At 42.9% G+C, this 18,664-nt stretch carries 14 protein-coding genes; 12 read left to right on the forward strand and 2 right to left on the reverse strand.

The window, feature by feature from the left end:
* Nucleotides 1-92: 92 nt before the first annotated feature.
* Nucleotides 93-1,439 carry an OmpA family protein gene (locus R8G66_02425; protein MDW3191183.1) on the reverse strand — a complete coding sequence of 449 codons (1,347 nt, stop codon included), beginning with the start codon at nucleotides 1,437-1,439 and terminating at the stop codon, nucleotides 93-95.
* Nucleotides 1,440-1,827: 388 nt separating this feature from the next.
* Nucleotides 1,828-2,292, reverse strand: a complete 465-nt coding sequence (locus R8G66_02430; GenBank protein MDW3191184.1) for an HAD family hydrolase — start codon at nucleotides 2,290-2,292, stop codon at nucleotides 1,828-1,830.
* Between the two features lie 162 nt (nucleotides 2,293-2,454).
* On the opposite strand from R8G66_02430, the gene rpsF reads away from it, so the two are divergent.
* The 12 genes from rpsF (at nucleotide 2,455) to R8G66_02490 (ending at nucleotide 18,593) form a co-directional block, all read left to right on the forward strand.
* Nucleotides 2,455-2,820 carry a 30S ribosomal protein S6 gene (gene rpsF, locus R8G66_02435; GenBank protein ID MDW3191185.1) on the forward strand — a complete coding sequence of 122 codons (366 nt, stop codon included), beginning with the start codon at nucleotides 2,455-2,457 and terminating at the stop codon, nucleotides 2,818-2,820.
* Complete coding sequence (gene rpsR / locus R8G66_02440) at nucleotides 2,817-3,068, forward strand: 30S ribosomal protein S18 (protein MDW3191186.1); 252 nt, start codon at nucleotides 2,817-2,819, stop codon at nucleotides 3,066-3,068. Before rpsF ends, rpsR begins: the two co-directional genes overlap by 4 nt.
* A 7-nt stretch (nucleotides 3,069-3,075) precedes the next feature.
* Nucleotides 3,076-3,519, forward strand: coding sequence for a 50S ribosomal protein L9 (rplI, locus tag R8G66_02445; protein ID MDW3191187.1), 444 nt, complete (start codon nucleotides 3,076-3,078; stop codon nucleotides 3,517-3,519).
* A gap of 422 nt (nucleotides 3,520-3,941) precedes the next feature.
* Entirely contained in the window at nucleotides 3,942-4,943 is a 1,002-nt protein-coding gene (locus R8G66_02450; GenBank protein MDW3191188.1) for a hypothetical protein, read from the forward strand.
* A 20-nt stretch (nucleotides 4,944-4,963) separates the two neighbouring features.
* Nucleotides 4,964-5,620, forward strand: a complete 657-nt coding sequence (locus tag R8G66_02455; GenBank protein ID MDW3191189.1) for a hypothetical protein — start codon at nucleotides 4,964-4,966, stop codon at nucleotides 5,618-5,620.
* 29 nt (nucleotides 5,621-5,649) lie between these two features.
* Complete coding sequence (locus R8G66_02460) at nucleotides 5,650-7,206, forward strand: hypothetical protein (GenBank protein MDW3191190.1); 1,557 nt, start codon at nucleotides 5,650-5,652, stop codon at nucleotides 7,204-7,206.
* A 55-nt stretch (nucleotides 7,207-7,261) separates the two neighbouring features.
* A complete protein-coding gene (locus R8G66_02465) occupies nucleotides 7,262-9,358 on the forward strand; it encodes a cytochrome P450 (protein MDW3191191.1) in 2,097 nt (698 codons plus the stop codon).
* Nucleotides 9,359-9,561: 203 nt separating this feature from the next.
* Entirely contained in the window at nucleotides 9,562-10,131 is a 570-nt protein-coding gene (locus tag R8G66_02470) for a hypothetical protein (GenBank protein MDW3191192.1), read from the forward strand.
* A 320-nt stretch (nucleotides 10,132-10,451) separates the two neighbouring features.
* Nucleotides 10,452-10,796: a helix-turn-helix transcriptional regulator gene (locus R8G66_02475; GenBank protein MDW3191193.1), complete on the forward strand. Its 345-nt coding sequence runs from the start codon at nucleotides 10,452-10,454 to the stop codon at nucleotides 10,794-10,796.
* A gap of 1 nt (nucleotide 10,797) precedes the next feature.
* Nucleotides 10,798-13,404 carry an FtsX-like permease family protein gene (locus tag R8G66_02480; protein ID MDW3191194.1) on the forward strand — a complete coding sequence of 869 codons (2,607 nt, stop codon included), beginning with the start codon at nucleotides 10,798-10,800 and terminating at the stop codon, nucleotides 13,402-13,404.
* The gene (locus tag R8G66_02485; protein MDW3191195.1) at nucleotides 13,397-15,997 is read left to right on the forward strand and encodes an FtsX-like permease family protein; all 2,601 of its coding nucleotides are present in this window, start codon (nucleotides 13,397-13,399) and stop codon (nucleotides 15,995-15,997) included. Before R8G66_02480 ends, R8G66_02485 begins: the two co-directional genes overlap by 8 nt.
* Entirely contained in the window at nucleotides 15,990-18,593 is a 2,604-nt protein-coding gene (locus R8G66_02490) for an ABC transporter permease (protein ID MDW3191196.1), read from the forward strand. The genes R8G66_02485 and R8G66_02490 overlap by 8 nt, the downstream gene beginning before the upstream one ends.
* Nucleotides 18,594-18,664: the final 71 nt, after the last annotated feature.

Consider the following 18,664-nt stretch of genomic DNA (forward strand, 5'->3'; position numbering starts at 1 on the left):
CACATCACTAAGGGGCATAAAAAAACCGCCCGGGGAGGACGGTTTAATACATACAACCAAAACTTAGTTTTTACAACTAATCTCTTCTCTAATCAATAAACGATCTCAAATTCCACTCTTCTGTTCTTGGCCCTGCCCTCTCTCGTATCATTGCTGGCAATCGGATTCTCAATACCAAAACCTTTGGCCTCTAAGCGATTCGCAGCAATGCCTTTATCAATGAGATATTGCTCTACTGCATGAGCCCTGTCATCTGATAACTTCAGGTTACTATCAGCGTTTCCACTGCTATCGGTGTATCCCGAAATTTTCAATCGGTATCCTGGATGCAGGTTCAATACTTCTACTACTTTATCCAAAACAAGTAAAGAGCTATTTAGGATAACGGATCTACCAGACTGGAACTTCACGCCTTCCAATGCTAAAGCCAATACTTCTTTGGTCTGTTCATCAGCCTCAGGACAGCCGTGTAAGGAAACTTCACCTGCTTCATTTGGACAATGGTCGTCTCCATCTACGACACCATCACTATCTGCATCAGGACAGCCTTTTGTCGCAATAGTTCCAGCTTCATTTGGACATTTGTCCACCGAATCGATAATACCATCATTATCCGCATCCGGGCAACCATTGACAGATCCTGCTACTTGAGGACATGCATCATCTCCATCAATGACTCCATCACCATCTGAATCCGGGCAACCACCCAACGCGCTGGCACCAGCAACATTCGGACATTTGTCATCTGCGTCTGCGACTCCATCACCATCCACATCAGGACAGCCATCTGTTCCTCTTGATCCTGCCACATTTGGACATAAGTCCTCGTTGTTAGGTACGCCATCACCATCATTATCTTGTACCTGTGCGACAACTGGGGCACTACTGGAAGCCTTCCCGAAAGTGTAAACGATACCCAGTGAATTCTGTAAAAACTGATACCCGTTGGCATCAACAAACTTATACACGCTCGACAGGTTCAAATCCAGCTGATCAGATACCATATAACGTACACCACCTCCGAATGGAACAGTTAAAAAACTCTTATCGTTCTGACCAGCAGATCCGATACCCAACGTCAAAAATGGCTGCCATTTAGCATCTACTGGAAGTATATATCCATTATTGAAGTTGTATTCCAGTGATAGATCAGCTTCCCAAAATTCATCTCTGACATTCATTGGTTTGCCATCGGTCAGGTTGACTTTGTTCCAGCCCACATGTCCCACCACTGCCAAAGATGGAATGATCGTATATCCAAATCCTCCTTGATATCCTTGGGAGCTTTTTCCTAACTTAAAAATCTCGGTTCCAAAAGCACCATCGTACATATTGGCGGAAACATTGAAGGTCCCAAACCAGGGATTTTCGACTTTTTGTGCTACCGTTGTTGCTGTTATCAGAAACATCGTAAAAGCGACGAGTATAGATTTTTTCATTCTTGATTGATTTTGTCTAATTAAATTCAGTGGCAAGCTTAGATTTACTACCAGTCAGTTGTTTGTATTCTCGCTCAACGTACCCAATTGCTCGATTGAACTGTACCTTCTCACGATTTAAAAATTGTTTGTTAAGTTGAATTTTATCAAGAGGTCGCCTCGATGCTTAAAAGTTTGAATCAAAACTTTCAGGCATAAAAAAACCGCCCGGGGAGGGCGGTTTAGAACACACAACTAAAATTCAGCTCCTCAACTGAATGCGCTCACTGCTTCTGTTAAAATCTCAAACTCGAAGCAAGGTTAGCACACCCTCCTATCTATCATCGGCTATTCTCGTCGAACGATCTATGCTACTCGACAGAAGTGCTGAAAATCTCGATACGAATTATTATTGATCGGAAAGCTGAAAAGACCTTATTTGGAATAAAACAGTGGAAACCCACTCCAAATCCTGCTTATCTACGATGATCGTATTAAAACCAAAGCGCTCTCCTTCTATACCCACTCCCGGAGAATCATCAACATGGAGATCAATCTCAAAGGCAGGTGGATACTTAGAAGCCGAATTCTGGAGGTTACTTAATGTTTGACGATTTAGGTTTTCATTGATGATAAAGGATATGGACAAACCATACATCAAGAATTGTAGCCATATTTGAAATCTGGACCGATATGAAGTGGTGTAAATTCCGACTTCATGACCTTCGGACTTCAACTGTTTAATCAATCTAACACTCCCTCCTCTTATAGGCTCTACTTTTAACAGCAACAGCCAGAGATTTCTTTTCATCGTAGGAAAATTCGCCCCTTCAGATGGAATCAGTGTATCATCCAGGTCAAATGATATTTTCATAAGCCATAAACGAACGCTTCTTTGCCTTTGGTATAACCAAAAAACGACATGGAAACTGATAAGTACGCTCATTTCGTAGTTTTTATTGAAAGCAATCGTCGTAATTATTGTTTTATCGATTACTTTTGCGCTTCTATTTTTCGAAATAGGCCTAATTGAATAATTATGACCAATAATTACGAGACAGTATTCATTTTAAATCCCGTTTTATCTGAAGCTCAGATGAAGGATACTGTTGAAAAATTCAAAGGAATTCTCGAGACAAGTGGCGCGAAAATCGTCAACAGCGAGAATTGGGGCTTGAAAAAGCTGGCTTACAATATCCAGCACAAGACCACTGGTTTTTACCACCTCATTGAATTTGATGCAGAACCAACAGTTGTAGCTTCCCTTGAAACGGAGTATCGTCGCGACGAAGCGATCATGAGATTCCTGACTACCGCGCTTGATAAGCATGCAGTAGTGTACAATGAGAGACGCAGAAAAGGTGCATTTAGAAAAGACAAAAAAGAGGAGGCTAAATCATGACATTACAAAACGAACCCATTAACAGGGAACAGAAGCGTAAGAAGTATTGCCGATTCAAGAAGAATGGCATCAAATACATCGACTACAAAGACGCTGACTTTTTGCTGAAGTTTGTGAATGAGCAAGGAAAGATTCTTCCTCGTCGTATCACAGGTACCAGCCTGAAGTATCAGAGAAAAGTAGCTCAAGCAGTAAAAAGAGCACGTCACCTGGCGTTGCTTCCTTATGTTACAGACTCTCTAAAGTAAGCACGACATGGACATTATTTTGAGAGAAGATATCAAAGGGCTTGGATACAAAAATGACATTGTTTCTGTGAAGCCCGGTTACGGTAGAAACTACCTGATCCCTCAGGGCATGGCGATCATCGCCAGCACTTCTAACCGTAAAATGATCGAGGAAAACATCCGACAAGCGGCACACAAAGCTGAGAAAGCATTGAAAGATGCTCAGGAAATCGCTGACAAAATGGGTGATTTGGTATTGGAGATCAAAACAAAAGCTGGAGACAGTGGAAAGATCTTTGGTGCAATCACTGCATTGCAGGTTTCTGATGGCCTTTCTGCTAAAGGCTTTTCTGTAGATCGTAAGAAAATTTCATTTGCAGCTCCTATCAAGGAGGTTGGTGAGCACAAAGCGACCCTTGACCTTCACAAAGAGGTGCATAAAGAGATCACATTGAATGTAGTCGCTGAGTAATCAGACCAACTACTAAAAGATTGAAGACCCTGGGCCAAAAGCCCGGGGTTTTTTCGTTTGTAAACAGCTGAAAAAAGAGTCATCCCTCCTATTATTAGAACATCTCTGGAAAATCCGATAACAATAAGCACCAAGCGGATATCCTTTGCTCAACATCACTGTCTTGGCCAACTATGAAAATACGGCCAATAGAAAAAGATCCTGAGAAATTTTGACTCCCATCACTTTTTTTCAGATATTTAGTAAAGCTTGATGCTATGTACATATTGCCGTCATTTGAAATTACTTTCAATGCGGTGTGCATAATTCATTTTATTGTAATTAGATTACAATAAGGCACTTTTTAAACTACAACCTAACTTAGATACATCAGCTATTCAATCCAATGATTGACAAGTAGCGCCTTAAACCAACCACTCACCATGTCAAATATTGCTGGCAAGGCATATGCCATGAACCTCATCACGCCGATTTATGTGAAAACGAGTTGGCTCCTTTTATTCTTTTTTCCAGGGATCCTCCTTTCTGCCAAGGCATTGGGATACTTCACCGGCTTGTCCATTTCGTTGATCTCTTTTTGGCCCCTGGGGATATTGTTTTTATTAGTTGGATTGGCCTGTTTAGGACTAGGTCTGACTAGATGGATAGGCATTACCACCTCACTGAGTCCTTTGATTTTGCTGACGACAAGTGTGGTGTCCTTTTTGTTACTATTCGTCACACAAGTAAACCTGGGAACAGTAATCCTGTATGGCGTTTTTGGAATATTGTTACTGGTGGTCGGTTTCATTCTACTGAAAAATGGCGTTACCTGGTTAAATCGATTTATTTTCTGGCTGGCAGGCTTAAAAGCCTTTCAGGCGCGCTCCTTTTCAGGACTTGAAACGCTCTCACTCATACATTATGCCCGGTGGGTAATTCTTCGGGATTTTGAATTCCCCAAGTTAAGTGCCGATCAACCCAAAGAAGAATTGAAGTATGGTTATATGCTGTTTTTCAGCAACTTCAACGGTAGCTGGACGCAATACGTCGATTCATTTTCCGTAGCGATAGCCGGAGGATTAAATTTACTATGGAATAAAAATGTCGGTTGGAAAGACGCTAATGTTGAAACGCCTTTCAATGGTTACGTGATCAGCAATCAGATCGATACAGAGTATTATTACAATGCTTATCCCCTTGCCTCATCGAATGATGTAAAATCTGCTAAAAAGGTGATGGCAGATGTCATTAGCCTATCTGAAAATCATATCTCTGGCACTGCCGATGAATTTAAGGCCGCCTTTGATCAGGTCATACTAAATCGTCAGAGTGATCTGAGTAAGATGGAACCTACACCAATTGTGAGCCTCGCTCATGAGGCCATCGAAAAACGCAGAAGTATTGAAGAACATCAGATGCTTCAAAAACAAGTCAATTCCTAATTCCCTTAAACAGACTAGCAATGCCTAATCAATCAGGAAATGCGTACGGTTTAACCGTATTAAGTCCATTAAAAGAAATCGACGGTTCGGGACAAGCGGTGATCCCTAAATTGAGAAACCTGATTCAAAGTTTTAATGAGCTTGATACCACACCCATGGCTAAGGTCCCCAATACCTACTTGTCAAGACTCTGGATATTAGAAGATGTTTTCTTTGAAAATTATCCCCATGAACTCGAACACCTCAAGTCGAAATACCTGGTATTTACTTCCAATTTTCATGGGGAATTAGATACCTACCTCGAGGGTATGTTTAATGCGATCCCTACAGAAGTTCAATCCATCTGGCAGGACTGTTACGGTTTTGATGATAAGGCTTTATCTCCTGAGGGGTTTAAATCCTACATCAAAAAATGCCAGGTTGAAACTACGTTTTACTTTAATGGATCTACTGATGACTCCCTTCAGGATCAGCTTAAATCCTTGTACATCAAGCAGGAATTTTCGCGATTTGTTTTCGATAATGCGCACAAGTCTTCCGAAGAGTTACTCACTGCTTTTAAAGCGTTTATAGCAGAGACGCAACCTACTGCGGATTTTCCAAGATGGAAACCCGGTGAGTCCGATTTATCGGACATCATAGATCGAGGAAACAACGATCACTTATCAACCAATTGAAATACAGGCCTTCTCTAAAAGAAATATAAATGGATAATGTTATTGATTACTATGATGTTCAAGGGAACATCATGATTAACTACGCCGAGTTTGGTTATATCAAATCGAGATATGTTTTTATTAAGATTACCATAGGAGAAGATGGAAGAAAATTTATCAAAGAAATTGCTCCTCTGATCACTTCCTCCGCGTTGATGCAAAACGGAACCATTTCACTGCCGGAGGTAACGACCAATGTCTCTTTCACTTACAATGGATTAAAGATACTTGGAGTTCCCATTCTCAGCTTACATGCTTTCCCCGATGAGTATGTGATGGGCATCAGAAACCGGACCAGTATTCTCGGGGACAATAGTGCAAGTGGACCGGAACACTGGGACGATGTATACAGGGACGACATACACATGTTCATGTCTATGGACGCAAAGGATGATGAGTCGCTCGTCAAACGTTATGAATCCATCGCGTCGATTGTAGATCAAATCGATGGGGTTGAATTGATTCAAGGCTGTAATAATGGCAGAAAAGAACTTGATAAATTTCAGGAAGCCTCAGTACTATATGACGAGAATGGTTTTCCTACCGCCAAAGAACACTTTGGATATACTGATGGTATCAGCAATCCATTCTTCAAAGGAATGACCCCAGAAATGGGTGAAGTCATTGGGGGCGGAAAAAAACTCAATTATAACAATCCCATGGTTGAAGAGAATTGGGGACCCATTGAGACGGGAGAGTTTATTTTGGGGTATCGAGATGAAGCCAATGAATATCCAGCAGCACCTATACCAAAATTGCTATCTAAGAATGGGTCGTTCATGGTATTCAACAAGTTCCACGAGAACGTGGGCAAATTCAATGAGTACCTGGATACCGCATCTGAAAAATATAACATCGACAAGGAAGAGCTTGCGGCGAAGTTTGTAGGTAGGTGGCGAAATGGAGCACCTATGACCACTTTTCCCACGCAAAAAGCAGCTGATGAAATTGCTGATGAGCGACAAAAAGCCATATTCGCCTTGAATACGGCGAAAACTCCTGAAGAATTAGCAAAGGCACATGAGAAATTCAAAGAAGTGAACCGACATTTCATTGGGTTCGATTTCTTCGATGATATTCCTGGTAGCAGGTGCCCGGTAGGTTCACACATTCGTAGAGCCAATCCACGAGGAGCCCTGGAGTTCAACTCCAAAGATGCTTTCAGTACTCCGGCTGCATTAGACAACAGGAGACGCATGATCCGAAGAGGACTCCCTTATGGCATCGCTACAATGGAGAGCAACGAGGGTGAGCACGGAACCATCATCATGACCATCGTAGCTAATATCAAACGTCAGTTTGAATTCGTTGTTCAACAATGGCTCAATTATGGAAATGACTTTAAATTGGCCAATGACAAAGATCCGATTACGGGAAATCAAGATGAGGATGGAGGTCGTCTGATCATTGAAGGGGACGAAAAGCAATTACCTAAATACCTGGCAGGTATCCCTAGGTTCATTGAGACACGAGGAGGTGTCTACTTATTCATTCCAAGTCTCACAGCAATAAAATACATCAGCGAAGGGATTGTTGACCCTACTTAAGTAAGTCACAACCCTTTATTAGATCAGCAACCAACATACATAGACATCCATTAGCATGGCAGCAAGCAACTCCGTACTGGGAGATATTAAATTCAGAAAAGACTTTAAGTATTCCCGAAAGGTCCCCACATACGTCAGCAACAGTGTGAGTTGTGTGGACGAAATAGCCCGATGGGTACTAGACCTCCAGGGCATATTGTATAAAGATGAACCACATGCTCCGGGACTTTATGTACCTGTGGTGAACAAACTCAGTGGAGGAACTGGCATTTGGAACAACCCTGTTCTGGTTACTACTGATGCCCTCGTTTATACCGTGCCGAGTATTGTTCAGCTCATAGAAGAACGATCGGCACCAGAAAACAAAATCATCCCGGATGACCCAGACGAGAGAAAGGAGGTCCTGGAATTATACGAGAAGATATACAGTAACCTGACGGGCCCTTTGTCAAAACTCGTCTATACCTATCTGCTTCCTCATAGGAAGTACGCCGTTCCCCTGTTTACCAGAAGGGTACCCTGGAAAGAAAGGGTCATTTTCAAGCTGGGATATCCTATCTTGAGGAATGCCTTGAGTAAGGGGCTCGGGCTTGCCGATGGAACTGTCGAGGAACGATTGAAAGCTGTTGATGAGGTATTCGACTTTGTAGATGACTTACTACAGGATGGCAGAAAATACCTGGCTGGGAATCGATTGAGCCTCGCAGACATCACTTTTGCTTCTGTTGCAGGTCCATTGATCTTGCCAGATCAATATGGAGCGGTAATTACCGACATCAACGAAATACCCGATGAACTTAGACAAATTGTTTATCGTTTGCGGGCGACTAAGGCGGGTCAATTTGTGTTAAGGTTATATCAGGAAGACAAACCCATACTTCGAGACCAAAGCGAGATCCCAAAAGAGCCTTCCGCCCTGTCTCGCATGAATCAAAAAATTGGTCGGGTCATATTCGGGAAAAAATTCAAACCCAACATGTTCTTCTTTTTGCAAAAGAGGTTTCCTGTAGTACGCTTGCCGTTCACAAAATTAGTACTGGTAAATAAGCATGAGTCGGTAGTCAATGTGCTGGACCGGGACCTGGATTTCACCATTGAAGAGATCAATTCCAAGAAGATGTCTAAGCTTAATGATGCTTTTTTCTTGGGTATGGACCGCAATAATCCTCAGTTCGGCCGGGAGCGTGACATGGCCAGAAGTATCATTAAACGAGAGGACATTTCGTCCATTCAGGGTTTCGTTAAAGAAAAAGCTGAGATCATGACCCAGTCCGCTTCGATGTACGGGAAACTAGATGTGGTCAATACGCTGGTAAGAGAAGTTCAAACACAATTGATCCGACATTACTTTGGCGTCCACGCATCAAATGATGTCAAAATGAAAGCATGGTTGAGAGCAATCTTTTGGGACCTCTTCCTCAACTTGGGGGACGATGAAGCCATACACCAAAAAGCACTTGTGGCAGCCAATGAAATGAAGGTTTGCATTGAACATTTGATTGACAAACGAAAATGTGAATTAAAAGAAAATGGAAGGCTTTCTGATAATTTGCTGAATCGTATGATCCAATTGCAGGGACAGAAAGGCTTTGAATGGCTGGATGATGATACCATACGAAGAAATATCTCAGGGATCATTACAGGGGCATTAGAAACGACCAACAAGTCGGTGGTCCTGGTACTGGATGAGCTTTTCAATCGTCCCGACACACTCCAGCAGGCCGTTGCTATCGCGGCAAAAGGAGATATAAAAGAAATGTACGGATACGTATCAGAGGCTTTACGATTCAATCCACATCAGCCATTGGTGATGCGCTTCAGTGAGGAAAAACAAACAGTTCATGTGAGTAATAAATCGTACACCATTCCGGCAAAAAGCAAAATCTTTGCTTTGACTGCTGCGGCTATGTTTGATCAGGAACAATTCCCTGAACCCAAGAAATTTGATCCCAACAGAAGCGCTAGTTACATGAATTATGGTTTTGCACTACATGAATGTTATGGTAAATATGTTAATGCAGTCACCATTCCAACCTTTGTGGCAGCGGTGCTCACACTACCAAATGTTCGTCGAGCTTCAGGCATAGCTGGAGCTGGAACAGGACTTATGGAAGGACCTTTCCCCAATAATTTTGTGGTAGATTTCGGATAGTATCTAAGACCTAATTTTCACGCCAGGACTATTCGACTATTCATTAACCAACCCCTTTGGAGTTATCTCCATCGGAAATTGAGCCCTCGCCTTTGATATATTATTGCAGGTGATCACACCTGCAAAGGCTTTTTGAGTTTTGGTTAGGTGTTAGGCCGTCTTTTTCGCTTTATATTTGGAAAATAGCATTCGAAACAAGAAAAATGAGCACTAAACAACTCCGGAATATTTCATTTGCAATTACCTTCCTATGTACCTTATTTTTTGTTTCATGTACGGACGAGGAAGAATTACCATCATTGATTGGTAGATGGGAAGTCAATACAATCAGCGCCGATGCTGAATTTGATGAAGATGTATTTCTTAACTTTTTAGAAGGACAAGGATTCGCTCAGATGATGTCAAATGAGTTATTGGAGGAATATAAAGCAGGTTTAGTTGAGGTTGAGGATCTAAATGAAGTAATCACCACCTATGAATTTAGAAATGACGGAACCTATATGATCAGAACGGAATTCATAAACGGAGATTTTCCTGATCAGGAAGAAAGTGGCACTTACCTACTCAATGATAAAAGCAATGAACTGACTTTCATCCCGATGGTTAGTTCCGGAATTGAAAGTTCATTTACCTTTATGATAGATTCGTTTTCTGAGACCGATCTGGTCTTAAGTGGCAGTTCTGAGGAAGTGACCAATTACGGTCTGAATGGAGGAGGCATTCAGATCGCATTTACAGTTAACTATTCCATTGCAATGACTCGGCTTCAGTGATCTTTATCTTCCTCTCTCAAAGGGTTTAGACCTGACTTCAATTTAAAGCTCACTTTAACTCGATATGAATCAATTCGTGATCATTCCTCTCTAATGGCCAGGCAAAGCAACCTGAAGGTCATACGTCTAACCCTCTCATACTTCCATTAAATTCCGGCAGCAGTATTCTGATTTTCAATAAGTTGTAATTAGAAGCGATATACCCCTGCCCCTTTTCAAAACAATTCCTGCAGAAAAATAATTATACTGCAAATAGGAATTTATAACCAAAATTACCTTTCTTCGTAAATACTACGAATAGGAATTAATTATTCTGGATTATGAAAAAGTTTCAACTTGGTGAGTTTGAGGAGATCGTGATGCTGACCGTCGCCATCCTGTATGATGATGCCTATGGGGTATCCATTAAGAAGGAAATCGAAACACGGTTGAACCGAAGTGTGAGCGTCGGGGCATTGCAATCTGCGTTGCGAAGACTGGAGGATAAAAACTACCTCGCCTCCCAAGACAAAGATGCTACTCAGGAAAGAGCCGGACGGCCCAAACGCTATTTCAAAATCACTTCTCTGGGTAAAGAGGCCATGGAACACACCAGGGAAACCCGCAATAACCTTTGGGAAGCCATCCCCTCCATTTCTCTGGACGTGAAGTTTAGCGACCTCTAAGATGTCTCAACCACCCAAGTTCTTCCGCAACTTCTTCCGATGGTTCTGTCATCCCCGACTGTACAAACCCATTGAAGGTGACCTCATGGAATTGTACTACGAGCGCGTGGACGAATCGGGCAAAAGGAAAGCAGACCTGCTGTTCATCAAAGATGTGCTGGCACTCTTCAGAAAAGACATCATCAGACCCGCCAACGTAACTCACCGAATTAATCAATATGGCATGATCAAAAACTACACAAAAACAACCTGGCGAAACCTCAAGCGACAAAAGGTTTACGCGGCCATCAACATCGGAGGACTTTCCTTGAGTATTGCCTGTGTTTTGCTCATTGTTTCATTCATCAGCTATGAGTATTCGTATGATCGATTTTTAGAAAATCACGACGAGATTTATCGTGTCTACGATTCCCAATCAGGCAATGATTTCCTGGGGAAGAACAAATATGCAGTTACACCAATCCAGTTAGCAAGCGCCTTGAGAGAAGAATATCCCGAAGTACAAGATGCTACTGTGTTTGACTGGTACAATGCGCTAATTGGTCCGAATAAAGAGCAGTTGTATTACCAGGCAGGAATCTTTGCGGATGCGCAATTTTTTGATGTTTTTCCTTACGAGTTTGTTGCAGGAAATCCTGAAACAGCAATGGATGATCGGTACAGTGTAATTCTGACCGAATCTTTAGCAGCAAAAATTTTTGATCATGAGGATGCCATGGGAAAAAGCATAACCCATCGAGAGCAAACTTATCAAATCACTGGCATCATCAAAGATCCTCCGAAAAACGCGACATTGCCACTGGATTTCGTCATGAATGTAGCCAGCTTCCAATGGTATCATGACTATATGAATCGGGAGAAATGGCGAAGCAATGGCTACCACACTTTCTTTACGCTGAATCAATCAAGTGATTTAAAGATGCTTGAGTCCAAAATGCCTCAATTGCTGGAGAAATACTGGATCAACCTTGAATTGTATCCACAACATTATCAATTCGAATCACTGAGTTCCATTCATTTACAGTCCTCTCTAAACTTCGATTTTGGAGGGAAAGGGAGCAAAAAGCAGATCATGATTTTTGCGACGATCGCTGTGCTGATCATGCTTCTGGCATTGGTCAATTATACGAATCTGGCGGTGGCTCGATCCATGAATCGCTCGAAAGAAGTCGGGCTTAGAAAAACCATTGGTGCTAACCGATCACAATTAATGGTCCAGTTTCTCTTTGAATCCATCTTCCTGACGTTTATCGCCACCTTAATTGCTATTTTAATCACCTGGGCAGTACTTCCTCTTTTCGGAAAAATGCTGGAAAGGGAGTTGTCACTTAGTCTGGATATGCTGGCGGTCTCCTCTCCCTATTTGTTACTACAGGTCATTTTACTGGGCCTCCTCGCTGGGTATTATCCTGCTTTCCTGATTGCCCGATTACAGCCGATCAACGCACTAAAAGGTAAAACAAACCGACTCGGTAAACGCACCTTACAGAAGGCGCTGATCGTGGGTCAATACACAGTCTCGATCGCAATGATTATATGCGCTCTGGCAGCTCAACGACAATTTTACTTCATCCAAAATAAAGATTTGGGCTTTCAGAAAGAGCATATACTGACTGTACGGAATAGAAGTCGCGAAGTGTCTGAGAAATTTGATGTGCTTCGAAATGAATGGTTAAGTCATCCAAACATTCTAGCGGTAACTGGCTCGCAAAACTTACCCATCGATCTTAGACAAGGCACGATTGTCAATGATGGTGAAGGAACTGATCCTATCGACAACCTCCATATCTATCAAATGCGCGCGGGATACGACTTCCTGGATCTGTATGATATCGATCTGATTGCCGGAAGAAAATTCACTCGGGACATCAACGACTCACTCAACCTGATCATCATCAATGAGGCTACTTTAAAAGTGATGGGTTGGACACCTGAAGAAGCCATTGGTAAACGTTTTTCAGATGACGCGCAAATGAATTATCGAGAAGTCATCGGAGTGGTCAAGGATTTTCACATGCACTCCATGCACATGAAGATTGAACCCATGTTCATCGAACGCCGCAACCCACGTTCTTTTCGTTACCTGTCTTTCAAAATCAACCCTCAAAACTTTCAGGAGACGCTGGCCTTTTTGGATAAGAGCATGGCCTCATACACCTCCTACCCTTTTGATGCACAATTGCTTACGGATAAATACAACGCGTTATATAAGGACGACCTGAATGAAAGTAGGCTATTTAACTTCTTTACCTTACTAGCGGTACTGATTGCCTCGTTGGGCCTGTTCGGCCTGGCGACTTACACCATACATCTACGAGTCAAAGAAGTAGGTATCCGCAAAGTACTGGGAGCGACGGTCTCGCAAATTATTTCTTTGGTCTCTAAGGATTTTCTGACTCTTGTAGTTATTGGGTTCATCGTCGCTATTCCTGCTGCATGGTTCGCCGTTGAACAATGGTTAGAAGCATTTTCCTATCGCATCTCAATTTCAGGGTGGGTGTTTGCATCGGCCGGATGCCTTGCATTGATCATCGCCTTCCTGACCATTAGCTCACAATCTCTCAAGGTCGCCCTTTCCAACCCAGCTAAAATCCTCAAGGATGAATGATCAACCTCCAAAACTCTTCCGCAACTTCTTCCGATGGTTCTGTCATCCGAGGCTGTTTCAACCCATCGAAGGAGACCTCATGGAATTGTACCATGAACGCATCGAAACTTTGGGAAAAGGAAAAGCGGATCTCCTATTTATCAAAGATGTATTGGTCCTCTTCAGAAAAGACATCATTAAGCCTGCTGATGGCACCTACAGACTAAATTTCTACGGTATGCTCAAACACAATCTATTGATCTCCATTCGAAGCTTTCGGAAATTCAAAAGCACCTTTCTCATCAACCTGCTGGGACTTGCCACCGGATTAGCCAGCGCGCTGCTCATCTTTCTTTGGGTCACCGATGAACTGAATACCGATAAGTTCTCCGAGCAAGACAGTGACCGACACGTTCAGGTCATTTACTCATATCCTACTTCAGGTACCTACCATACCAATGCCAATGGGTCGGGGCCTAATCCTTTGTATGCTGCGCTCGTGGAACATCTACCTGAAGTGGAGTATGCCGTACCCGTCACCGCTCATGTTCGAAAAAGTGTATTCAGCGCTGGTGATAATAACATGCGGGCGAGCTATCGCTACATCGGAGAAGGCTATTTTAACATCTTCCCAGGTGAGTTTATACATGGGGACAAAAGCCAGGCACTCAGTGACAAAAGTCATGTGATCATTTCGGATCAGGTGGCGATCAATTTGTTTGGATCGTCGGATCGTGCCATGGGAAAAACCATCGAACTAAAGGATGAATATGAGGGTGGTTCTTTTCAAGTAAACGGCATTTTCAAACCCAATTCTCTGGCTTCTGAAAAAGTAGATATTCTCTTGAGTTATGAGGTATTTGCTACACCGGAAATGATGGAATGGTACAATGGCGGCACACAAGCCAACCTTGTGTTGCATGCAGGTACAGACCTGGCCCAATTCAATGGAAAGCTCCGTGATTTCCTGAAAAAAGTCTGGGAGAACTCCAATTTCATCCTGTATGCACAGCCTTACTCGGAAAAGTACCTATATGGCCAATATGAAAACGGATTACCCACTGAAGGGCGGATCGTTTATGTCAGGTTGTTTTCAATCATTGCGTTGTTTGTGTTGACCATCGCCTGCATCAACTACATGAACTTCTCGACAGCCAAAGCCTCAAGACGGATCAAAGAAATTGGGGTCAAGAAAGCCATTGGTGCAGGTCGAAGATCGCTCATCTTTCAATACTTCAGCGAATCACTTTTCATGGCATTTTTGGCTTTGATCATGGCCCTTGTAATTGTGATCCTTTTGCTCCCACAATTCAACGAAATCACGGGTAAACAACTATCACTCAGCTTTGCTCCCAATGCGATCTGGTCCATCCTGGCCATTACGACAGCTACAGGACTCATTTCGGGTATCTATCCCGCACTCCACCTTTCTGGATTTACACCGGTCACTGCATTGAAAGGAAAACTCAATGGGTATGCTGGCGGCTTGTTGCTAAGAAAAGGGTTGGTCATTGTCCAGTTCATGATCTCAGTGACCATGATCATCTCTGTCATTGTCATCTACAATCAGGTGAATTTCATCCAGACGACTAATCTTGGTTATAACAAAGACCACATCATTACCTTCCCAAAAGAGGGTCGATTGGCCGAAGACAGTCAGGCATTCTTTGATGAAATCAGAAGCATTTCTGGAGTATTGATTGCCTCGCAAATGGATGGTGAACTTCCAGGCAGGCTTGCTTACACACACGGATACAAGTGGGAAGGCATGAGTGAGGCCGATAGGAAATTACGCTTTTACCAGATACGTGGCGGGTATGACCTGATCAAACTGTTGGACATTGGCCTGCTGGATGGTAGAGATTTTTCGCAGAAATTTCCTTCTGATGTGGATGCTTACATCTTGAATGAAACGGCCATAAAAATGACAGGATTAGAAGCTCCACTTGACCAACAAATTGGCAACCTTAATCCCAACGTTAACCCCAAACAGATCATTGGTGTGGTGAAGGATTTCCATTTCCAGTCGATGCAGGAAGAAATCAAGCCGTTCATCTTCTCACTCAAGCAAAATGCGGAGAAATTCATCGTCAAGATGCAGGCAGGAACGGAACAGGAAACCATCGCGCGTATTGAGCAGGTGTACAATGAATTCAATGCAGGTTATCCTTTTGAATACAAATTCCTGGATGACAACTACCAGGCACTTTATGCCTCGGAAGCACGGATTACGGCACTTTCCAAGTACTTTGCAGCCATTGCTATTGTCATTTCCTGCCTCGGGTTATTGGCCTTGACTTCCTTCAGCACACAGCAGAGACACAAAGAAATCGCCATCAGGAAGGTACTAGGCTCCTCAAATCTGGGCATTATCAAGTTGCTTTCCAGTGACTTCACCATACTCGTGATAGTTGGGGTCATGATGGCTGTACCCATTGCCTATTACCTCATGCGAAACTGGCTGGACGCCTTTGTCTATCGGATTGAGTTGTCGCCTGTTTACTTCCTCTTTGGAGGATTCCTGGTGCTCCTATTGGCACTATTGACAATCACTACACAAACCGCAAATTCAGCGAAAGTTAACGTAACCGAAAGCCTTCGTACAGATGGATAAACATCCGCCAAAATTCTTTCGCAGTTTCTTTCGATGGTTTTGCCACCCTCGATTACACCAACCTATCGAAGGTGACCTCATGGAGCTGTACTACGAACGTCTGGATGAACTGGGCAAACGAAAGGCAGACCTACTCTTTATCAAAGATGTATTGATCCTATTTAGAAAAGACATTATCCGTCCCGCGGGCGGAACATATCGATTAAACTTCTACGGCATGTTAAAACACAACTTATTGATTACACTTCGCAGCTTCAAAAGGTACCAAAGTACGTTTTGGATCAACCTAATCGGACTTACCGTTGGATTAGCGGCCTCCACGCTCATTTTCCTTTGGGTCAATGATGAGATCAGTAAAGATCAGTTTCATGCGAAAGGAGATCAGATCTATCAAGTGCTGCGCACTAAAAGAACGACAGACCGCCCAACTCGAACACACGATTCCAATAGTGAACTCCTGATACCGGAAATGAAGTCCGAATTGGCTGAAGTAGAAATGGCTGTTCCAATCATGCGTGAATTTCCATATGCGATTTTGTCCATCGATGATAAGACACTGAAGTCCTCGGGCCTTTTCGTTGGCAATGACTTCTTCAACCTATTTTCATTTAACCTGACTAACGGTAATCCTAATGAAGTCCTGACTTCTCCGAGCTCAATTGTTATCTCCAAATCACTTTCCGAAAAGATGTTCGGAGATGAAAACACTATTGGGAAAACGATCCACCTGTTGGACAATACCGATGGAGAAGTATTGTATGAAGCAGATTACCAAATCTCAGGCATATTCGACGACTCACAACTCAACACGTCCGAGGATTTTGAATTCGTACTGCCATATCAAGTTTTCGAGGCGGACAGAGTAGCCTCCTGGGGCAGCAACAGTTCCAGGGTCTTCATTCAATTGAATGAACAAACCAATCTGTCGGAGTTCGAAGCAAAACTGGATGCCTTTTATCAGCGAAAGATGTCTCAGATCTACGTCAGAGAAGGCAATGTCATCAACATGCACCTCCAACCCTATCTTACTCGTCATCTCTACAATCGATACGAAAATGGGGTACTGACAGGAGGTCGCATTTCTTATGTTTATCTCTTTTCTGGGGTGGGATTGCTGATCCTACTGGTCGCTTGCATTAATTTCATCAACCTCTCTACAGCCCTGGCAACCAGAAGGTTAAAAGAAGTGGGTGTTAAAAAAGTATTCGGAACATCCAAGGGTTTCATTATCAGTCAACACCTGATGGAATCATTCGTTCTGGTATTGATCTCCACTTTATTAGCCTTGATATTACTGAGTACGATCTTACCGGGTTTCAGTGCGATTACTAACAAGACTTTGACGTTACAATTCAGCCTTGAAACCTTGATCGGATTAGGCGCAATCATCATTATCACAGCATTGTTAGCAGGCACTTATCCTGCCCTGTTCCTGTCTGGCCTAAGGCCTTTAGATGCTTTGAGCGCGAAATTGAAGACTTCTACCAAAGGACAATGGCTGCGAAAAGGACTGACCATTTTCCAATTCTCACTTTCAATTGTGCTGATTATCTCGGTAATGACCGTATCTCAGCAAGTGGATTATGTACGATCCAAAAACCTGGGTTATGACCGTGAAAACGTGATCACATTTGCTAGAGACGGGCAATTGGTCAACAACATGGAGCCATTTATGAATCGGCTTGCCACCATTCCTGGAGTCGTTCATTCCACCCGTTTAGAGGGTAGCATTTCTCAATTCAATAATTCCGGTGGCGGTTATGGTGGAGATGGAAGACCCTACATCGATTTTACGTTTGCCTACGTCGGATACGATTTTGTGGAGACAATTGGACTAGAATTAAAAGAGGGGCGTTCTTTTTCCAGGGAATTCACCAATGAACATAAGAAGATCATTCTGAATGAAACGGCCATTGCCGCCATGGGACTGGCAGATCCCATTGGTAAGGTGGTGAATATTCGTGGTAATAGAGAGATAATAGGAATCTTGAAAGATTATCATTATCAATCCCTTCACGAAGCGATTAAACCTATGTTTTTGATCTTTGAGCCCGCTGATGCTACCACGATTGCAGTAAAACTGCAGGCGGGCAGAGAAATGGAAACCATCGAAGAATTGGGAGAAGTGTATCAGGAATATAACGCCGGACTTCCCTTCCAGTTTAAATTCCTGGACGAAGAATACGAAGCACTTTATCAATCAGAACTTCAGGTAGCCAGCCTTTCGACTTATTTCGCTTCCATAGCGATCATCATCTCCTGCCTTGGACTATTTGGTCTAACGACCTTCATGACACAACGCAGAATCAAAGAGATTGGCATTCGAAAAGTGCTGGGTTCAAGTAGGATCAGAATTGTCCGATTGCTCGGCGGAAATGTGATGAAAATGCTCGTAGCTGCAATTATCATTTCCACTCCTGTGGCATTCTACTTGTTGGGAAGCTGGTTGGAAAACTTCGCCTATCACATTGATCTTAGTCCCTGGTTATTTGTACTGGGAGGTTTTACAACAGTACTCATCGCTTGTTTTACGGTAGGCTTTGAGACCTGGAAAGCGGCTTCAGTGAATCCAGTAGAGTGTATCAAGGATGAGTGAAGTTTAACACGTCATGTTCTCATAGCTATCATGATTGGAATTTTGAATTCCTGAAAGGTCATCAGTAGCTT

The organism is Cytophagales bacterium (genome assembly GCA_033344775.1).
GTDB lineage: Bacteria > Bacteroidota > Bacteroidia > Cytophagales > Cyclobacteriaceae > JAWPMT01.